13 protein-coding genes and 1 pseudogene are annotated in these 15,834 nt (G+C 69.1%); 11 read left to right on the top strand and 3 right to left on the bottom strand.

All coding sequences use genetic code 11. From position 1 onward, the window contains the following. The first annotated feature begins 323 nt into the window (after positions 1–323). Genes ABT026_RS12450 through ABT026_RS12440 form a run of 3 tightly spaced genes read left to right on the top strand, consistent with a single transcriptional unit; the run spans position 324 to position 4,293 of the window. The gene (locus ABT026_RS12450; RefSeq protein ID WP_351114169.1) at positions 324–2,438 is read left to right on the top strand and encodes a helix-turn-helix transcriptional regulator; all 2,115 of its coding nucleotides are present in this window, start codon (positions 324–326) and stop codon (positions 2,436–2,438) included. Continuing rightward, positions 2,435–3,415: a hypothetical protein gene (locus tag ABT026_RS12445; RefSeq protein WP_351114168.1), complete on the top strand. Its 981-nt coding sequence runs from the start codon at positions 2,435–2,437 to the stop codon at positions 3,413–3,415. Before ABT026_RS12450 ends, ABT026_RS12445 begins: the two co-directional genes overlap by 4 nt. A 2-nt stretch (positions 3,416–3,417) precedes the next feature. Beyond that, positions 3,418–4,293 carry a DUF6339 family protein gene (locus tag ABT026_RS12440; RefSeq protein ID WP_351114167.1) on the top strand — a complete coding sequence of 292 codons (876 nt, stop codon included), beginning with the start codon at positions 3,418–3,420 and terminating at the stop codon, positions 4,291–4,293. 43 nt (positions 4,294–4,336) lie between these two features. Here ABT026_RS12440 and ABT026_RS12435 read toward each other — a convergent pair whose 3' ends face one another. The 3 genes from ABT026_RS12435 to ABT026_RS12425 form a co-directional block, all read right to left on the bottom strand. Continuing rightward, the gene (locus ABT026_RS12435) at positions 4,337–5,671 is read right to left on the bottom strand and encodes a DNA cytosine methyltransferase (RefSeq protein ID WP_351114166.1); all 1,335 of its coding nucleotides are present in this window, start codon (positions 5,669–5,671) and stop codon (positions 4,337–4,339) included. A 57-nt stretch (positions 5,672–5,728) separates the two neighbouring features. Then, the gene (locus ABT026_RS12430; protein ID WP_351114165.1) at positions 5,729–6,700 is read right to left on the bottom strand and encodes a DNA cytosine methyltransferase; all 972 of its coding nucleotides are present in this window, start codon (positions 6,698–6,700) and stop codon (positions 5,729–5,731) included. Between the two features lie 77 nt (positions 6,701–6,777). Beyond that, positions 6,778–7,161 (bottom strand): very short patch repair endonuclease, encoded by a 384-nt coding sequence (locus ABT026_RS12425; protein WP_351114276.1) that lies wholly within the window; start codon positions 7,159–7,161, stop codon positions 6,778–6,780. Positions 7,162–7,438: 277 nt separating this feature from the next. Here ABT026_RS12425 and ABT026_RS12420 point away from each other — a divergent pair, with 277 nt between their 5' ends. The 8 genes and pseudogenes from ABT026_RS12420 (at position 7,439) to ABT026_RS12385 (ending at position 15,763) form a co-directional block, all read left to right on the top strand. Then, positions 7,439–7,996, top strand: coding sequence for a hypothetical protein (locus ABT026_RS12420; RefSeq protein ID WP_351114163.1), 558 nt, complete (start codon positions 7,439–7,441; stop codon positions 7,994–7,996). 204 nt (positions 7,997–8,200) lie between these two features. Continuing rightward, complete coding sequence (locus ABT026_RS12415) at positions 8,201–8,833, top strand: MBL fold metallo-hydrolase (protein WP_351114162.1); 633 nt, start codon at positions 8,201–8,203, stop codon at positions 8,831–8,833. Positions 8,834–9,115: 282 nt separating this feature from the next. Continuing rightward, positions 9,116–9,673, top strand: a pseudogene (locus ABT026_RS12410) (DUF1963 domain-containing protein); the annotation flags it as partial. A gap of 534 nt (positions 9,674–10,207) precedes the next feature. Next, positions 10,208–10,486: a hypothetical protein gene (locus ABT026_RS12405; protein ID WP_351114161.1), complete on the top strand. Its 279-nt coding sequence runs from the start codon at positions 10,208–10,210 to the stop codon at positions 10,484–10,486. Next, positions 10,483–11,712 (top strand): hypothetical protein, encoded by a 1,230-nt coding sequence (locus ABT026_RS12400; RefSeq protein WP_351114160.1) that lies wholly within the window; start codon positions 10,483–10,485, stop codon positions 11,710–11,712. The genes ABT026_RS12405 and ABT026_RS12400 overlap by 4 nt, the downstream gene beginning before the upstream one ends. Further along, the gene (locus tag ABT026_RS12395; protein WP_351114159.1) at positions 11,709–12,581 is read left to right on the top strand and encodes a hypothetical protein; all 873 of its coding nucleotides are present in this window, start codon (positions 11,709–11,711) and stop codon (positions 12,579–12,581) included. Before ABT026_RS12400 ends, ABT026_RS12395 begins: the two co-directional genes overlap by 4 nt. A 360-nt stretch (positions 12,582–12,941) precedes the next feature. After that, positions 12,942–13,385 carry a hypothetical protein gene (locus ABT026_RS12390; protein ID WP_351114158.1) on the top strand — a complete coding sequence of 148 codons (444 nt, stop codon included), beginning with the start codon at positions 12,942–12,944 and terminating at the stop codon, positions 13,383–13,385. A gap of 20 nt (positions 13,386–13,405) precedes the next feature. Further along, the gene (locus ABT026_RS12385) at positions 13,406–15,763 is read left to right on the top strand and encodes a hypothetical protein (protein ID WP_351114157.1); all 2,358 of its coding nucleotides are present in this window, start codon (positions 13,406–13,408) and stop codon (positions 15,761–15,763) included. Positions 15,764–15,834: the final 71 nt, after the last annotated feature.

The following is a 15,834-nucleotide window of genomic DNA, read 5'->3' as shown; positions in this document are numbered from 1 at the left end:
CCTTGGCGAGGGGTGTGTGGACTGCATCCCCTCCGCGCGGGGAGCGATCCCGCGGCCGCTTTCGGTTCGCTTCCCGGAGGCGCGCCGGTGGGTGCTGCGGTTGGAAGATCTCCATGTGGCGCGTCTGAGTCGCGTGGGTGTGAGTCCCCTTTGATGGTCCGGCGCGTCCGTGAGGCCTTTCCAATCCTGGGGCCCTTCTCTCTCCTTATGGGGACGGTGGCGCCTATGGGTTGTCAATCGCCGTTGTCGGGCCGATGGGTTGTCAAATCCCGTGCTACGGTTCACATCAGTACTACGAGTAGGCCGATCGAGGGGGCAGGGCGTTGGAGGGCGGGGAAGAGTTCGGTCCGTGGCTGGGACGGCAGTTGGCGCGGGCCGGGATGAGCCAGGCGGATCTCGCGGCGAAGGTCGGGCTGACCAGGGCCGCGGTGTCGGCATGGATCACGGGGCGGGCGGTCCCCCGCGAGGAAACGATGCAGGCCATTGCTGCGGCGCTCGGCGCGGACAGGGCCACGGTGCACCTGCGCACCACGGACATAGCCGGCAGCATTACCACCGGTTGGTACCACCGACCGGCACACGAGGACGGCGGTCGCGAGTTCGGCAACGCAGCCGCTTTCGCGTTCGACGCGGACGTCGGCGTGCTCGCCCGTGAGGCGACGCAGAACAGCCTGGACGAGCGGCTTGACGCCACCCGCCCCGTACGGGTTCGTTACACCATCCACGAACTGAGCGGCGAGCACCTGACCCAGTTCCTGGACGCGCTCAAGTGGGACCAACTCGCCCCGCACTACGAAGCTGCCGCAGCCCAGGACCAGAAGGTCAGCAAGGTCCTCCGCGAAGGCCTGCGCGAGCTGCGGGAGCGCAGCCGACTGGTGCTGCTTCGGGTCGACGACTACAACGCCACCGGACTGATCGGTGACGACTACGACGACGGTCGCTTCGCCGCCGTCGTTCGCCGGCAACTCGACAGCAACAAGAAGTCCCAAGGCGCCGGCGGTTCCTACGGCTTGGGCAAGGCCACCCTGTGGGCGACCAGTCGTCTCGGGCTCGTCCTGATCAACTCCACGCTGTCCGAGCCGCACGAAGGGCGGACGGAGCGCCGGTTGATCGGGCGGCTGGACCTTCCGTGGCACGAGGCCGACGGCAAGCTGTACGCCGGTCCCGCCTGGTTCGGAGAGCCGGACACCGCGCGGGGCAACGAGATCGCGCGTTCCTGGTGGGCCGACGAGGACACCGTCGAGAAACTGCACATCACGCGTGAGAACCCGGAGCCGGGTACGAGCTTCCTGATCGTCGGCGCCCATGACGTCGCCGGCAAGGCGGAGGACAGCTCCCACGGCGACGACCTCGACAGCGTGGAGTCCATGCACAGGCGGCTCGTCGAGGCGTTGGGGCAGAACTTTTGGGCGGCCATGACTGCAGGCGGGTCCAGGTCGCCGATTCTCGAGGCATCCGTCCGGACGCTTCGCAACGGCCGAGTCGTCCTCGAAGAGGAACGCGTCGATCCGCACGCGGCCCAGCCGTCCCGCAGTCGGGCCCTCCAGGCGTACCTCGACGGTGAGACCGTCGACCGCCTCACCGAGACCGGACAGGTCGCACTCGCCCGCGTTCCACTGCGCGTACCGGCCAAGAGGAACCGGGCCGGTGGTGCCGCCGAGCACGAAGCCGTCATCCTGGTCACGGCTGCGGACGACAACGACGGCAAGCCGAACCAGCTGGTCGCCATGCGGGGTAGCCGCATGGTCGTTCGCACCTCACGGGTTCCGGACCTCCCGCTGGGGGCCATCGCCTTCCAAGCGGTGCTCCTTGCCGGACACGCGGCCGGGGACGACGTCCCCGGCGCCCAGCAGGCCGAGGAGTTCCTGCGCGCCTCGGAGCCGCCGGAGCACAACAAGTGGGGACCTACGGACGAGTTGCGTGCCGTCTACGTCGTCGGCGCGCAGACGCGGCTGACCGAGTTCACCAGGGCGGCCAACACTGCCGTGCGGCAGCTCGTGGGACGGGCGCAGGAGAAGAAGAAGGACGGGCCCAAGGTCCTCCGTGACCTGCTGAAGTTGGACGGCGGGGCCGGCGCGCCCGTCCCGCGCGGTGTCGCTCAGACGCAGCCGACCATCCAGAGCGTCGACGCCGAGCTGGAGCCTTCCGGCGCGTGGAGCATCACCGTCGAGGTGAAGCTGCCGGGCGGCCCGGACCCCGTGGCGCTCATGCCCGTCGCTAAGTTCGACGTCCGTTCGGGGGCGAAGCCGACCGTCGGTTGGTCCCGTCTGGAAGCGGTCAAGAACTGCGAAGTGGTGGAGGGGGGTCGGTTGCTGTTCGCCGGTGGTGAGAGGAAGGCCTGCTTCACCGCGGTCACCGACGAGGCCACTCATCCCGTCCGCGCGCAACTCGCCGGGTTGATCGTGGAGCTGCAGAAGGCCAAGGGGGCGTCGTCGTGAAGGTCTATCCGTACAAGCGGCTCACCGGATCGGTCGAACTCGACGTCACGGCCGTCCGGCAGGAGCGCGAGGGCGTCTACCAGCACGACCTCGAGACGTGGGCCTTCAACGCGCAGGAGCGCGTGGTGGCCCTCCACCAGGTGGAGCGGGCCGACTGGGAGAGTGTGCGCCTCACCCTGCAGGCCAAGCTGCCCGAGGCCGAGCTGTCCGCCGGTCCGTGGAGCGAGGTGCAGGTCGTCGCCGTCCTCACGGAGAAGGCGACCAACGCCCGGACCACCGCCGAGCTCCGCCCCAAGGGCAGTGGGGTCTGGGCGGGCAACCTCCGCATGTGGAAGTCGATGCACCTCCACCGTGCCGACCTCACCGTGGTCGTGGTGGCCACGGTCGACGACGTGGCCGGCCGGATGATCGGTCGCACCGACACCCCGTGGATCGTGGATCTCACCGCCCGCATGCCGGTCCGGCAGACGGAGATGCGGACCGAGGAGGTGGACTTCACCGACGGGCCTGAGTGGCTCAAGCAATTCAAGGACGCGCCGTGGATCGTCGAGACCTCCGGAGACCTGCCCACCGTCCACATCAACACGGCCTTCGAAGGTGTGGCCGAGGTCCTCAACTCCACCTCCCGCGACCCCATGACGAAGACGGTCCGGGAGATGCTCGCGACACAGATCGCCACCGAGGTCTGGACGTCGGTGTTCCACGCCGCTGTCAGTAACCTCGACCCCGACGGCCGTGGTGAGGCCGAGTGGCCGGGCGGCTGGAAGGACGCGGTGCTGAAGAGCATGCTCGGCGACATCCTCCCCGACCTGTCCCCGGACGACGCACTGCGGGAGATCCACGCCCGACGTATCGAGTCCGCCGGCTGGAGCGAGCTCCAGCCCCGCATCAACTACGCAGCAGGACGACGGGCCAAGGTTGCCAGGAACCTCGGCACCGCCGTCAGAACGCTCGACGCAGTCCGTAGGGAGAGCTGATCGTGATCGACAAGCCCGGGCATCTGCCCGAGCGGCTGGCCTTGCTCGCCGATGTCAATGCGGCCAAGTACCTCACCGGGGGACTGCTCAGCGGCCAGGAAGCGCCCCCGTACGTCGCACTCAACAAGGTGACCGAGCCGATCGAGGACATGTCCGCTCGCACCGAGGTGTCCAACCTGCGGGACCTGATCGACCTCGCGATGCAGGAGTTCGACAGTGAGGCCCACACCAGGGCCGACGCCTGGTTGGCCCCGCGCCTCCATGCGGCGCTGCGGCTCACTCGGAGGGAGGCGGCTGACCGAGCGCTGTGGAACTTCATCGCTCTGGCAGTTGCTCCGGACTACGTCCTCTGGCGGCACCTGCCGAAGGGCGGCCATCGGAGTACGCCCAGCGTCCCGGTGGCCCGCTTCACCGGCGCCCAGTACACCCAGGCATTCGCCCGTCTGTGGTGGGCGGCCGAGCTGTTCCGGGACGGCAAGGACTACCACCCGGTCACGGTGGCCTGCGGCAACCAGGACGTGCTCAACACGATCCTTCGACTCGACATCATCGACCATCGGCCCACCGCGCAGGCGCTCATACGCCTGATCGACAAGGGCAAGGTCACCACGGGCCGTGAGGTCAACGCCTTGTCCACCGTTGCCAACACTGCGGCGAGCACGCTCCTCTACGACGCCTTGGCCGAGGACGACGAGTGGGACGGTTCCGCTCTGGCCGCCTGGATCGCGGACGTCGACTTCGCCCCGCCAGTCCCGCGCCGCGCCTTGCCGGAGGGCCCGGACGACGGACCTGTGCGGCGGGCCGCAGTCGACTGGCTGGAGGAACGGTTCGAGGGGTTGTTCGCCGAGGCGTCGGTGCGGGGGCGCCGGGAGGAATAGGAGGCGGCGGCGCCGTGGAACCGGTCCACGGTGCCGCTCGGGATCAGCGAAGGTCCTCGCGGGCGGGGTGGGGCGGGGTGGGTGGGCAGTGAGTACCGCATCCCAATTCGCGGAGCGCATTGCTCTGTTCGGGCGTCACACCCGGCCAGATCCCCATGCCTGCCAGAGCCCTGTCGCGTGCCGCTTCATCGACTCCGAGGGCCGCTGCGAGCAAGTGCACTCCGAAGCGTGGCGGAACAGCGTTCCCGACCTGCTGAGCGCGGTCTTTCCCTCCCCAGGGGAAGTTGCCCGGAAAGGTCTGCAGCACGCCGGCTTCCGGAATGCTGAATTTGTCCGCCCCCTCCTTGCTCATGACCACATTCCGGGAGACCTTCCCCGTGACGGTGAAGGCGGGCTCGTCATGGGCGCGTTCCCCCCTCTTCTTGGGGTCCCCGCCGGAACCGTAGTTGGAGCGCACCACGAAGGAGGAGCGTGGTGGAAGGTCTGCGGCGGGGCCGACCTGCTCTCGTGCCGCCTCCAGCGCGGCGGCCATGGTCACAGGAAGCGGGGCGGGATCGTTGGGCTCACGGGTGCCGCTCTGCGGGGCAGGCTCCAGGTCGAACATGGCCTGCGGCTCGGAAATGCCTGCCTCGAAGGCCAAAGCCTCTGTCCCCCGTAGCCGTGTGAACGGCTGGTGGGTGGACCTCGGCAGGAGCGGCTCAGGTCCGTCACCGAGTTGAGCGATGAGCACCGCTCGTTTACGCGTCTGAGGGACCCCGTACTGCTCGGTGCGGAGAACTCCCGACACCGTACGGTACCGGACCCCGTTAGGAAGACGATGGCGAAGTACCCGCTCGTAGACCTCCCAGACGGGCAGAACTGCCGGCACCTGCTCCAGAATGATGGTCTCGAACGGCTTGCGGTCCTCGTCGAGGATGGCCCCGAGAATCCACCGGAGGGGTTCGAGCACCAGAGCGGTGCGCTCGTCGATCTTCGCGCTCGACAGTTCCTTGTCGATGACGTCGGAGGAGTCGGGATCGTCCACGAGACGGTGGATGAAGCTCGAGACCTCGTCGAGCGCCTGCCGCCCTGTGCCGGAGCCCGCCACCGAGAAGGTCTGGCACGGAGGGCCCCCGGCGAGCACCCTGATGTTCTTCAGGAGATCACGGTATTGACCAGGGTCCCGTCGCATATCGCAGACGTCTGCGTGGATGGTGGCCAGTCCCGCCGAGTAACGAGTCTCACAGGCGTTGGCGTCCCACTCGATGCCGATCGCCTTCCGTCCGAGGAAGTGCGCGGCAACGTCCAGCCCGCCAGGACCGGCAAAAAGGTCCAAAATGTCATACTCGTCCTCGCTGTTTGAGGTGCGAGTGGTGGCATGCGGTTCCGGGCTGGTCATGACGTTGAAGTGTAGCCGGCGCTCCAAGATCGACTTCCCGGAGCGCCGGCCGAGACCTCAGCCTCGAAGGGCCGAGGCGATGGCCTTGCCCAAGGCCTCGCCGACGGGAGGCGGAGTGGCGTGGCCGACCTGCCGATACCGGACTGTCTTGCGACCCGTGATCACCCAGTCTGATGGGAACCCCTGGAGGGTCGCGGCTTGGTCGACGGTGATCTTCTTCAGCTCACCGATCGGATCTTTCCCTTGTCCGCCGTCCGGCCCCGGAACCACATCAGCCAGAGATTTTCCGTTGATACCCATCGTCGCCCAGATTTTCTTGCTCCTCGACGGGCCGAGATCCGCACCGCCGCGCTTGTCGGAGCCGCCTACGAGGGTCGGGCCCGGCCGGTCCGCTTTCCTGGCCCATCCCGCGGCCCCGCTCCAGCCCCGGGTGATCATCGACTTGAGCAGCACCTCACCCACGGTGTTGTGCTGGGCCACAGTCGGCTTCGGCACCTCGAATCGCCTGGCCGCGGCCGCATCCTTGAAGGCGACCACGAAACCGTGTGGGCGCACCTGCGGTACGCCGAAGTCGACCGCGTTCAGGACCAGGTAGTGGATGCCGTACCCGAGATGGATCAACTCCTTGCCGATGAATTCGCGAATGTCCTCGTAGGCGGGGTGATTCACCAGCTGCGGGACATTGTCGATCAACAGGACTCGAGGCTGGACAGCGTGGGTGAGGTACAGGGTGGCTCGGATCAGAGCCAACTCCTCACCAGTCTCACGGCGACTCTGCGTGGCCTGGGAGCGCACGCGTGGCAGGTCGGCCGAGAGTAGGTCGACGTCGTACGCTTCCGGATGCTCGACCGGGTCGAAGTTGAGCAGGTCAGCCTGAAGGGTCTTCCAGCGCGGTCGATTGTGGCGCAGGGTGTTGCATGCGTCCTGGTGGCGGTCAAGGACCAGGACGGGGTCGAATCCGGCTCGCTCGAGGCCCAGGGCAAGGCCTCCTGCCCCCGAGCAGACGTCGACCGACGTAAATCTCTCCATGGATCCCCCCAATAGTGGATCTTGCAATCATGGCACCGGGGGCTCCGAAGCGGCAGAGGTTGGCGACAGGTGCGTGGTTAGTGCATCGACCGGCTGTGCAGTACCTGCATCGTCACTGCGTCTGCGACCTTGCCGGGGGACTCGTGTTCCCAGTAGCGGAGGACCGTCCATCCCTCCGCCTCCAGGTGTTTGGTGGTCTCCAGGTCGCGCGCCATGTTCTTGTCCAACTTCGCGCGCCACCACTCGGCGTTCGACTTCGGCTGCGTCGCGTGCTGAGGGCAGCCGTGCCAGAAGCAGCCGTCGAGGAAAATGGCGATCTTGAGGCGGGAGAAGACTATGTCGATCGTCCTGCGCGGCATTCCCGGGACCGGCACGTTGACGCGGTAGCGCAGCCCGGCAGCGTGCAGCAGCCGTCTGACCGCGACCTCGGGCGCCGTGTCCCGGCGCCCCTGGCGGCTCATCCGGGCCGAGACGGCAGGGGAGGAAGGGACGGCGATACTCACACCTTCATTCTGCCGGCGCAGAGCTGCACCAGGGGCGTGGTCCCCGGGCGATCTTGAACCGGTAGGGAAGTCGGAGCGATGCTGCGGTACGGGTGATGCACGCGGCGCAAGGCCGGGAGCGGGGGAGGTGAGCCCTGATGGCAGGACGGAGATGTGGGCTGCTCCGGTGACGGGAAGGGCGCGGTCCGAGTGGGAGCTGGTGCCTCTGGAGGGGGTCGGGCCTCTGCGGTTCGGCATGAGGGTCACCGAGGTCGGTGCGGCTCTGACGGACATGACGGAGCTGCGCCGGTTCCAGGCCGATCCCTGGTCGCCAGGGGTCCTCGGCGTGGAGTTCGGTGCGGATCGTGGGCGGCCGGCGGTGTACGCCTACTTCATCGACGAGCGGATGTACTGTGCCGCGGTCGATGCGGCAAGCGGTCCCCAGGTCACACTGTGGGGGCGACGGTTGACCGCCTGCGTGCCGGACGACGTGGAGCGCTTCCTGGCGCACGCGCAGGGGTGTGGAGCGCTCGGTCTGTCCTACGGCCCGCGCGGAAATCCCGGATCCAACGACGTCGGCCTGGTGCTGCGCTTGCAGGAGATCGCCGGGAGGGCGGTGACCCGTCCCGTCGTGGTGGGGTCGGGGTGGGCCGACCGGTGCACCGATGATTACGAAGGCGCGATACCGGAGTGCGAGTGGGTGGGCCGCCAGTGGCGATCCTGGGAGGGCTCGGTGTACTTCCCTTGGCCTGGCCACGAGACGAACTGGGGTGACTGGCAGCCGCCCGTCCGGCGCACGGACCACCGGACGTAGCACACGAGGCTGCTCAACGGTGCCCTCGGTGCGTTCCATACCGATGGGGCAGCCGCGTGGGACGCGTCCGCCGGGTGGACGCGGCTGAGGTGGGCGCCCAGCGGGCGGGGCCGAAGCCGAGCCGTGCGTTCATCGACGCCGTGATGTGAACGAGGTGGGCGAACGCAGGGTGGGGCGGACCGGCACGGTGGCAGGGTGGGAGCCATGAGGATCACCAAGTTCGGGCACGCGTGCGTGCGACTGGAGAAGGCCGGCCAGGCGATCGTCATCGACCCGGGCGTGATGACACCGGAGCCGGGCGCGGTGGAGGGGGTGGCTGCCGTCCTCGTCACGCACGAGCACTTCGACCACTTCGATCCGGACCGCCTGCGAGAGCTCGGGGAGGGCGTGGACGTCTACACCTGCGTAGGGGTGGCCCGGCATCTGGGCGCCCTCGGTGAGCGGGTGCACGTCGTGGGGGACGGCGACGAGTTCTCCGTCGCGGGCTTCGACGTGTCGGTGCGAGGGGAGAAGCACCACCTCAGCCATCCGGATGTGCCGCCGGTCGACAACGTGGGCTTCCTGGTCGACGGAGAGGTCTTCCACCCGGGCGACGCGTTGACGGAGGCCGAGGCACCGACGCTGCTGCTGCCGGGGCAGGCGCCGTGGCTGACGACGCCCGCCATGATCGGCTACCTGCGGCTGATGGCGCCGCGGCGGACCTATGCCGTTCACGACGGGCTCGTCAACGAGTGGGGTCTGAAGGTGCTGGACGGCGTCCTGGCCATGGAGGCCGAGCGGGCCGGTACCGAGATGCGAAGGCTCCGCGTGGGCGAGAGCGTGGAGGTCGAGGTCTGAGGACGCGCAACGAGGGCACCCCCGCTTCCTCGGCCCCGGCGGCTCACGTGATTACGGGTGGACAACGCCTCGTGCCCGTCCGCGTGCCGTGACGACCGACCGCTTCCTCGCGGAGGCCGCCGCGCGCGGCGTGCCGGCGGGGGCCGTGGAGGCGTACCTGCGGCCCGCGCGCCCGGCTCTCTTCCTCGCGCAGGGTGGCACCGGGCCGCTGGTGGCGGTGCTCGGCGGGAACCCTCCGATGCCGGTGGGGACGCTGGAGTCCGGTGAGGCTTTGTCGCGTTCCTCGACTGCGCGGCGTTGCCGCCCAGGGTGACGGAGCTGCCGTTGCCCACCGCGGGCCACCTGTTCTTCTTCGCCGCGCCCGAACCGCACGGTGAGCTGCTCGCCGACGCCGTGCGGTACGTGCCGGTGGGGACACCGTTCGGGCCCGCGGAACCGGTCGAGCCGGACGACGAGGAGATCAACCGCCGCGTCTGCCAGGACCTCTGCTTCGAGGAGTGGACCTGGCCCCACGGCGACGGAGACGCGGACGAGGAGGGCGGCGGGGAGTCGCTGCCCATCGCGGAACTGGAAGCCGCCTGGTCGAGCATGAGCCCCCAGGCGTGGTGGGAGTTCCAGCTGGGCGGTCACCCCGGCATGCTCAACGACGACCCGTTCGACCTGGCCCAGGGCGAATGCCCCGAACCTCCGGTGCGCGGCGACGAGTGGGTGCTGCTGGCATCGTGGCTCGCGGGTGAGAACTGTCCGCAACTGGAGTACGGGCTCTTCCACTGGCTGATCCGCCGTTCCGATCTGGCCGCCCTTCGGTTCGACCGGGTGTACCTGTACGCGGATCTGTGACGCGGCTGTCCACCGAGGGCGCCGGGCACGCGACACACCCGTGACGCACCCGCGACGGCAGGGCGCCGCTGCTGAGCGGTGGTGCGTCGTCTCCCCTCCGGGAGGGTTCTCCCGGAGGGGAGACGGGGCGGCCGGAGGGGTCACCCGACCGGTGCGGGCGCAGATCCGGGCCGGTCAGGTCCGGCGCGGCGGGACCGGGGAACCCGCCTCCGCAGTGCCCCGCCGACGCGGAGGTCCGTGACAGAGGGCCGGGCGGGACGGGGGTCGCAGCGCCGGTGGGCGGTTCGAGAGGTCACCCACGGCTCCATCGCGTCCGCCGCGGCGGCTGGACCATGTCGTTCCGGAGGCGTACGCCCGGTGGATCCCGGTGTCGGGTGCCATACCCGTGCGCACGCGGGCGCAATGTTCCCCGAACCACATGATCACATTGCGTGATCTTCCGCTCACGTCCCATGCTGACTATCCGTCACCGCCGATCAGTCGTTCGGCCCAAGGGACGGATTCATCAGTTTGCACGATTTCGGATGTGAGCGAATGTCCGCAAGGCAAGTCTGGCCGTACGTGGTGCTGGTGGCGACGATCGCGTGGAGCACGGTGATGGTCCTGCTGGGCCACGACGCCGTGGCGGCCGCGGTGGTGCCCGCGGCGCTGCCCGCCCTCCTGGCTCTCGTGGGAGTGCGGCGCAACGCGCAGGGTGACGCGCGGGGCGACACGCAGGGTGACTCCGCCCGGCGCATGCAGGAAGGGGCGGGACAGTCCGGGGGGCCGGAGCCGGGCGCGGAGCCCGAGCCGAACAAGGAGCGGTCCAGTTGACGAACCTGCCCGTACCGGAGACCGGCGAGCCCGCGCGAGCGCGCAGGCGAGGCCGCAAGCTGAGTGAGATCGATGCCCGGGTCACCGGCACTCACCGGCTCCTGGTGACCATTCTGCGCGACGGCTACCACAGGGACGGCCGCACCGTCCGCCAGCTAGGCGACGAGAGCAACTTCGTCCAGGGCAAGATCTCCGAGCTGCTCACGGGCTACCGAGGCAAGTACCCGCGCTGGGAGATCACCCGGTGCGTCGCCATCGCCATGGGCCTGCCGATCGCGCCGCTGTGCCGCCTGTGGCACGCCGGCGCCCGGGAGGCGCGCAAGACGGACAAGTGGATCAGGGGCAACGACGGTGCGAACGGCGACTGGCGTGCACCGCTGCCCAAGAGCCTGGAAGCACTGCACCATGTGCACGGTGGGACGTACCGCGCCTACGCCCGCGTCTTTCTGCAGCCGGACGTCGCCGACCGGGTCGTCGACCAGGCCCTGACCGTGGTGTGGGCGCGCATCCAGGTGGTGTTCGCCGGCGCCAGCGCCGTCGGCGACGTGTGGGGGGTGCTGAGGGAGCGGGTCATGGCGTGGGCCGACCTCTCGACGGCACACGGCGTCGCCGCGTCCCGGACGCTGTCCGTGCGGTGGCGGCGCGACGACCTCTCTCCCGTGCCGGGTCTGGCGGACGTGCCGGGTCTGCCGGGCGTGTTCGGCGTGTTGGGCGTGCCAGACGCCATGGACGCCATGGACGCGGAGGACGCTCCGGGCGCCGAGGGTGGGCGGGGCCTGCCGGGTGTGGCGGGGCTGCCCGGTCTCGCCGAGCTGCCCGGGATCCTCAGCCGGCCCGGCGGCCTGCCGGACATCCCCGACCTTCCCGAGGTGCCGGGCCTCGCCGGGCTCCCCGGCCTGCCCGCCGGGTCCACCCCGGCCCCTGCGGGCCATCACCGCGATGCCGACGTCCCGCCCGGCCTGCCGGGCCTGAACGAACCGGCCGGCGTCCGGGACGAGTTCGTCCGGCTGACGGAGCAGACGGACCTCTTCCGCGCGATATGCGGCCTCGCCCCGCGCCACGCCGACGTGCTGATCCTGCGCTGCGTGTTGCGGCGCAGCGCCCTGAAGACGTCCGCCGTGCTCGGTACCGACCTCGGCATGGTCGGCCTGTGGGGCCAGCAAGCCCTGCAGCAACTGGAACAGGTCCCCCACTTCAGGACCCCCACGGGAGGAATGACGACATGAGCCGAGTCCAGCAGTTGCTCGCGGGAGCGTGGATACCGGACGGGGGCGCCATGCCGCCCGACATCGTGCCGACGGGAGGCGGCCCGGGCGTGCCCCGGGTCCGTGACCCGCTGCGCGACCCGCAGCAGGACGCGGCCGAGCAGCGCGCCGGCGGGCAACTCGTCGCGCTCTGCGAGATGTTGCTTGCCCGCTACGCGTACACCGAACTCCGCTCCTTCCTCACCGACCGGCTCCCGGAACCGGTCGGCGCCCGGCTGGTCGGCTGCATCCTGCAATTGGCCGACGACGAGGACGGTGCCCGCGCGTGGTGGCAGTACGCGGCAGGGGCCGAGGACGAACTGTCGCCGTACTGCCTCCATCTCCAGCACCGCAAGGACGGGGAAGGGGATCTGGCGAAGTGGTGGCTCGACCGCAGCCGGGTCGACCGGTGGAACGGTCTCGGCGGCCGCCCCCGGGACGTCCGCCTCGCCTTCGACCTCAACTTCCCCGAACTGCTCGAAATCCTCGCCGGGCTCAGGCCCCGGAACGGTGAGCGGGACCGGGACCGGGGCGAGGTGATCGAGGCGCTGCTCGAGTACGTCCCGGACGCGATCGCCCCCGGGCATGCGCGGTATCCCGCGTTCGACCTGCCGGTCCCGGAACCCGGGTTCGCCGACCGGGTCCGGGCCCTCCTCAGCGGCGGCCCCGGCCATCGCAAGCGCACGCCGGGCGGCCCGGACGGCGGACGGGGCGACGGAGGCGGCGCGGGAGGCGTCGGCGGAACCGGTGGTGCTGGGGGCGCCGGTGATGCCGGTGGTGCTGGGGGCGCCGGAAGCGGGGGTGGCCGGCTGCCGGCCCAGCCGCGGGGGGAGGGGCTGGGCGAGGGGTGAGGGCAGCGCGGGTGTGAGGAGGTGGCCGAGCCCCGCGGACGGTTTCGTCGGACCTGTCCAGTTGAGACAGAGCGGCTGGTTCAGGCCATCGTCGGCCGGTCATCGCCATGTGCGGGTCCCGCCCCTTGTACCGCTGACCGCGTCGACGGTCAGGGCCTGACGTGGGCCACCGCGCTTCCCATGCTCTGCGGTTCGCGAACCCCGAGCCACTGGCTTTCGGACGCCCTCGGACGGCTTCGGCCATTCCCGCTGTCGATGCTCCAGCGTGAGGGCGATGATGCGCAACGGGTGTTCGGGTTCTCGGGTCGGTGGCCGCGTGCATACGGCGGAGCGGTCGCCCGAATGAATTCGGGGGAATTCATGGCGTTCGAGCAGGAATGGGCAGGATTACGCGCGGCTGCGGCCGAGCGGGCGGGGATGCGGCTGATCAGCATTCCGGCCACCACTGACGGGGGTGGGGGCGGCGGTGGTGGCGGTGGGGACGACCTGGTCGTCAACCGGGATGATCTCGGTGCCATCGGCAATGACGCGTACGACCTGCTGGGCCGGCTGGGGAAGGTGGGCGACCTCGCCCGCACCTCCACGTCGGACGCGGCGACGGCACTGTCCAGCGGGAACTTCGAGAGCGGGCCCGCCCTGCTGAAGGTGCGGGATCTCTGGGACTCTCACCTGATGACGCTGCTCGATTCCTGTGCGCAGATCTCGAACCACCTCGATTTCAGCAAGGCACAGAGCGCGAAGGACGAGGCGAAGGTCGAGGGTGACCTGACGCGTGTGTCCGTGCTGACGAAGTACATGAAGTAAGGCTCGGGGGAGCGTGCGCCATGCTGAAGTACGAGGACATCGTCGACGCGCCGGTGGGAAAGCTGACGGCCGCCGTCGACGACTGGTCGGAGATGGCCAAGAAGCTGGACGAACTCGCCACGGACGCCGCTGACGGGATGAAGGCCAAGGCGGACAGCGCGTCCTGGGAAGGCGTCAACGCGGGTGTCACCAAGGCGTTCATCGGCAGGACGGCCAAGGAGTTGGAGGACGCCGCGGCCGAGGCCAAGGGGGTGAAGCTGATCCTGGAGGACGGTTGTGCGGCCATCAAGAAGGCCAAGGCCGATCTGATCCACATCCGGGACAAGGAGGCACCCGCGGCGGGAGTCCACGTGAGCGCGATCGGCAAGGTCTCCGCGCTGAAGCCGATCTCCAAGGACCATGCGGCACGGCACGAGGCCGACTACGACGACCTGCTGCGGGAGGAGAGGCAGAACCTGGAGTCGTGGCAGAAGCGGATCGACCTCATCGTCGACAACTGCAACGACACCGACCTCGCCCTGAAGAACGCCCTTCAGGCCAACGTCACCGACCGCAAGGACTTCAGCGCACCGACGTACACGAAGCTGGACCAGGAGGAAGCCGCGCGCGCCGCTGCTCTGGCAGCCAAGGGCCGGGACCTCACCCATGCGGAACTGCAGGCGCTCAACGAACTTCTGAAGGACAACGCCAAGTCGGAAGAGTTCGCCAAGGACTTCTACGAGAAGCTCGGCCCCGAGAAGGCGCTCGCCTTCTTCGGCCAGCTCTCCACGGACACGTACGAACCGAGCGGCAAGCTCGACGCACAGCGGCTCAAGGACGTCCAGGAGCTGCAGAGAAACCTGGGCCTCAACCTGGCCACCGCCTCCCACGACAAGGACTTCACCGAGAAGTGGGGGCCGGAACTGCGCAAGCTCGGTACGGAGCGCGTTCCGCTGACGAAGAACGACTACGGCGGGCCGTTCGGCTATCAGCTGCTCGGCGGGATCATGCGGTACGGGAACTACGACGCCAAGTTCCTCAACCCGATCGCTGAGCACGTCGCGCAGTTGCACCAGAAGAACCCCGACTTGTTCGCCGCCAACAGGCAGCACAACGGCCCGTTCAAGAACCCGTTCAACCCCTCCGGCGTAAACGGGGCGGGATACGACCCGACCATCGCCATGCTGGAGGCGCTGGGCAACAGCCCGGAAGCGGCGAAGAAGTTCTTCACCGACCCCCCGACCCCGTACAACGAGGACGGCACGGTCAACCGCGACGCGCAGGTCGATCTCGGTGAGAACAAGGACGGCGACGCAATCCGGAACTACCTCGACTTCTTCAGCGACGAGGAGTGGGAGTCCTTCGCCGACGTCAACTCCGGCGACGACAAGGAGCGCAAGGCGTCCGCCGACCACATGCCCGACGCCCTCGGCCATGCCCTGGAGGCGGCGACCCTGGGCTACCCGGCCGGACACCCCGACGGCAGTGTGGTGCGGGACGCGGACAACGCCGCGGTGATGCAGAGGGTCATGGAGAAGTACGCCGACGACCCGGGGCTCCTCAAGGAACATCACGAGGCGCTGACCGACAGCCTGGGCGTCATGGCCGCCGGCTATATCGACGACATCAACTGGGCGCTGGAGAAGAACGACACGCAAAGCGTGTTCGCGCCGGGCAAGAACCCGGACGGGCACATCTACTTCGCGCAGACCGAGGACGGGGACAACGACGGGCGGAGCGTCGTCCGCGGATTCCTCAGCACCCTGGGCCAGCACCCGGACGCCTACGCGACGGTATCGGTTGCGGAGCAGGTCTACACCCGCAGCGTGCTGGAAGGGACCGTGGACTCGGACGGCACGATCCACCAGGGTGCCGCCAGGGCTGCCGTGCTCGTGGGCGCCGAGGTGCAGGGCATGCTCGACCAGTCCCGCGCCGACCAGGTGGAGGCGACGAACCTCAAGACACACGAGGAGTACAAGCAGGCGGTCGAGAAGCGGGCGGGCTGGGTCGCGTTCGGGGCCGGGGCGGGGGTCGCGGCGGGCGTCGCATTCCTCCCCGCGACCGCCGCTGTGGGAACGGCCGCGGTGCTCATCCCGCTGGCGACTGATACCGCCAGTGGCGCGGTCGAGCAGGTCATCGGCCAGATGATCGGCGACATCTCCGGTGATTCGGTGGATGAGCACAAGGAGAAGGTGGACGAGCTCACGGATGAGGAGAGGCGGGCAGTCTTCTCTGCCGGTGAACGGATGGCGGAGGCCCCGATGGAGGAGTTCATGCTGCGGCACGGCGTGGCCGAGAAGGACAGGTTCGGGCGGGATCTGGCCGATTCGATGATGCTCGGGTACGGGGTTGGCAACGACCGGCAGGACCAGCAGGGCAACGCCCCGCAGACGGGCTGAAGCGCGTGGGGGAGTTGGCTGACATGAGGATGTGGACAGTGATCAGTCGTGGACCGGTACGTCGGGGCCTT

The organism is Streptomyces sp. NPDC002734 (genome assembly GCF_040295685.1).
In the GTDB taxonomy this organism is placed as follows: domain Bacteria; phylum Actinomycetota; class Actinomycetes; order Streptomycetales; family Streptomycetaceae; genus Streptomyces.
Note: the sequence above shows the minus strand (reverse complement) of the source record. Positions and strands in the feature narration are given on the sequence as shown.

Bases quoted from the DNA above. Each gene is read 5' to 3' on its own strand.
- ABT026_RS12435 (WP_351114166.1), bottom strand. From the start codon at position 5,671: ATGACCAGCCCGGAACCGCATGCCACCACTCGCACCTCAAACAGCGAG.
- ABT026_RS12430 (WP_351114165.1), bottom strand. From the start codon at position 6,700: ATGGAGAGATTTACGTCGGTCGACGTCTGCTCGGGGGCAGGAGGCCTT.
- ABT026_RS12425 (WP_351114276.1), bottom strand. From the start codon at position 7,161: ATGAGCCGCCAGGGGCGCCGGGACACGGCGCCCGAGGTCGCGGTCAGA.
- ABT026_RS12420 (WP_351114163.1), top strand. From the start codon at position 7,439: ATGAGGGTCACCGAGGTCGGTGCGGCTCTGACGGACATGACGGAGCTG.
- ABT026_RS12415 (WP_351114162.1), top strand. From the start codon at position 8,201: ATGAGGATCACCAAGTTCGGGCACGCGTGCGTGCGACTGGAGAAGGCC.
- ABT026_RS12405 (WP_351114161.1), top strand. From the start codon at position 10,208: ATGTCCGCAAGGCAAGTCTGGCCGTACGTGGTGCTGGTGGCGACGATC.
- ABT026_RS12395 (WP_351114159.1), top strand. From the start codon at position 11,709: ATGAGCCGAGTCCAGCAGTTGCTCGCGGGAGCGTGGATACCGGACGGG.
- ABT026_RS12390 (WP_351114158.1), top strand. From the start codon at position 12,942: ATGGCGTTCGAGCAGGAATGGGCAGGATTACGCGCGGCTGCGGCCGAG.
- ABT026_RS12385 (WP_351114157.1), top strand. From the start codon at position 13,406: ATGCTGAAGTACGAGGACATCGTCGACGCGCCGGTGGGAAAGCTGACG.